At 66.3% G+C, this 1,995-nt stretch carries 2 protein-coding genes and 1 pseudogene; all 3 read left to right on the top strand.

Features of this window, described 5'->3' with window-relative positions:
• Positions 1-340 (top strand): thiamine phosphate synthase (locus EOA27_RS33950; protein ID WP_189562250.1); only part of this gene is annotated, 340 nt, incomplete at its 5' end.
• Between the two features lies 1 nt (position 341).
• Positions 342-1,520, top strand: a complete 1,179-nt coding sequence (locus EOA27_RS33945; RefSeq protein WP_126080742.1) for a tetratricopeptide repeat protein — start codon at positions 342-344, stop codon at positions 1,518-1,520.
• 117 nt (positions 1,521-1,637) lie between these two features.
• Positions 1,638-1,995, top strand: a pseudogene (locus tag EOA27_RS33940) (elongation factor P); the annotation flags it as partial.

The following is a 1,995-nucleotide window of genomic DNA, read 5'->3' as shown; positions in this document are numbered from 1 at the left end:
GATGATGGTGGGCGCCGGCGGCGCCAAGACGCGCGACGAGGCGCTGGCGCTCGGCGAGGAGCGGCCCGACTACATGTTCTTCGGCCGTTTCGGCTACGACAACAAGCCGGAGCCGCATCACCGCAACCTCGCCCTCGGCGAATGGTGGGCTGAGATGATCTCGATTCCCTGCATCGTCATGGGCGGCTCCGAGCTTGCTTCCGTCGAGGCGGTGGCCGCGACCGGCGCCGAATTCGTGGCGCTGTCCAGCGCCGTTTTCGCCGATGGGCGCGATCCCGCGGCGGCGATCGCCGCCGCCAACGCGCTGCTCGATGAAACCGCGCCGCGTTTCGAGGACTGACATGCGCTTGCGTGTGCTTCCTCTGGCCGTCCTGGCCGGCTTGCTGGTTCCGGCTTGCTGGCTGGGCGAAACGGCGAGCGCGACTGAGACCGTGCCTCTGCCCCAGCCCCAGCCGGAGACGAGTGCGCCGGACAAGGGCGCGCCCGACGCAGCCAAGCCGGATACAGGCTCGCCGGACACGGGCACGCCGGATAAGGGCAAACCGGACACAGCCACGCAGGACACCGCGCCGGATGCGAGCCGGTTCGGCAGCGATCCGCATATCGACAAGCCGATCCAGAACACCTTGCCGCAGCCTGCAACCATGACTCCGCCATCGGCCGACACCGTCAATCCCGACCGTTTCGGCGCCAAGCAGCCGGACGCCGCCTATGGCGCCTTCCAGCGCGGCCTCTACAAGACCGCCTACAATCTCGCCATGGAGCGCGCCAAGAACGGCGATCCGGCGGCCGAGACGCTGGTGGCCGAAATCCTGTCGCGCGGGCTGGGCGTGCCGCTCAATCCGGCCGAGGCTGCAAAATGGTATGGGCTGGCCGCGGAACAGGGCGTGCCGGAGGCGCAGTTCCAATATGCGCTGATGCTGCTCGACGGCCGCTATGTGAAGAAGGACGAAAAGGGCGCCTTCGCGCTGATGCAGGCCTCGGCCGAGGCCGGCAACCGGCTTGCGCAGTTCAACTTCGCGCAGTTGCTTGTCCAGCAGGATCCCGGCGATGACGGGCTTGTGAAAGCCGCCGTCTACTACGAGCGCGCGGCCGCCACCGGCCTTGCCGACGCGCAATACGCGATGGCGCAACTCTATGCCAACGGCGCCGGCGGCAAGCCGCATGACGACGCCCAGGCGCGTATCCTCCTGACGCAAGCCGCGCGCCAAAACTACGACACGGCGCAGATCGACCTCGCCGCCTGGATGATCGAGGGGCGCGGTGGCGAGCGCGACCTGAAATCGGGCTTTGCCTGGATGAGACGGGCGGCGCAAGGCGGCAATGTCGCCGCCCAGAACCGCCTCGCCAAGCTCTATATGGGCGGCATCGGCACCGACCCGGACCTGATCCTCGCCGGCGCCTGGTATATCGTCGCTCGTCGCGCCGGACTGATCGACCCGCAGATGGACGATTTCCTGCAGGGCCTCGACGACGACCAGACCAAGCAGGCCCTGCAAAAGGCAAATCGCCTGCCTTGAGGCCCGTCGCCGCGGCAACCGCTCGGGTTCCCTCCCTTGCCTACCTTGGCAATTTGTGGTCTTGGAGGCGCCAAAGCGCGACCCGCGCCAGAAAATCTCATTCCGGATCAGTTCATCATGGCCAAGATCAGTGGCAGCGAAATCCGTCCCGGCTATGTCATCGAGCACGATGGCGGGCTGTGGGTGGCGGTCAAGACCAACACCGTCAAGCCCGGCAAGGGCGGCGCCTACAACCAGGTCGAGCTGAAGAACCTGATCAACGGCACCAAGCTCAACGAGCGCTTCCGCTCGGCCGAGACCGTCGAGCAGATAAGGCTCGACCTCAAGGATTTCTCGTTCCTCTACGAGCAGGGCGATGCGCTGGTGTTCATGGACACTGAAAGCTACGAGCAGCTCGAGCTGGCGAAGGACTTCGTCGGCGAGCGCGCCGCTTTCCTGCAGGACGGCATGATGGTGACGGTTCAGCTCTACGAGG

Source organism: Mesorhizobium sp. M2A.F.Ca.ET.037.01.1.1 (genome assembly GCF_003998075.1).
In the GTDB taxonomy this organism is placed as follows: domain Bacteria; phylum Pseudomonadota; class Alphaproteobacteria; order Rhizobiales; family Rhizobiaceae; genus Mesorhizobium.
The sequence above is the reverse complement of the archived record's forward strand: the minus strand, read 5'-3'. Positions and strand labels throughout refer to the sequence as shown.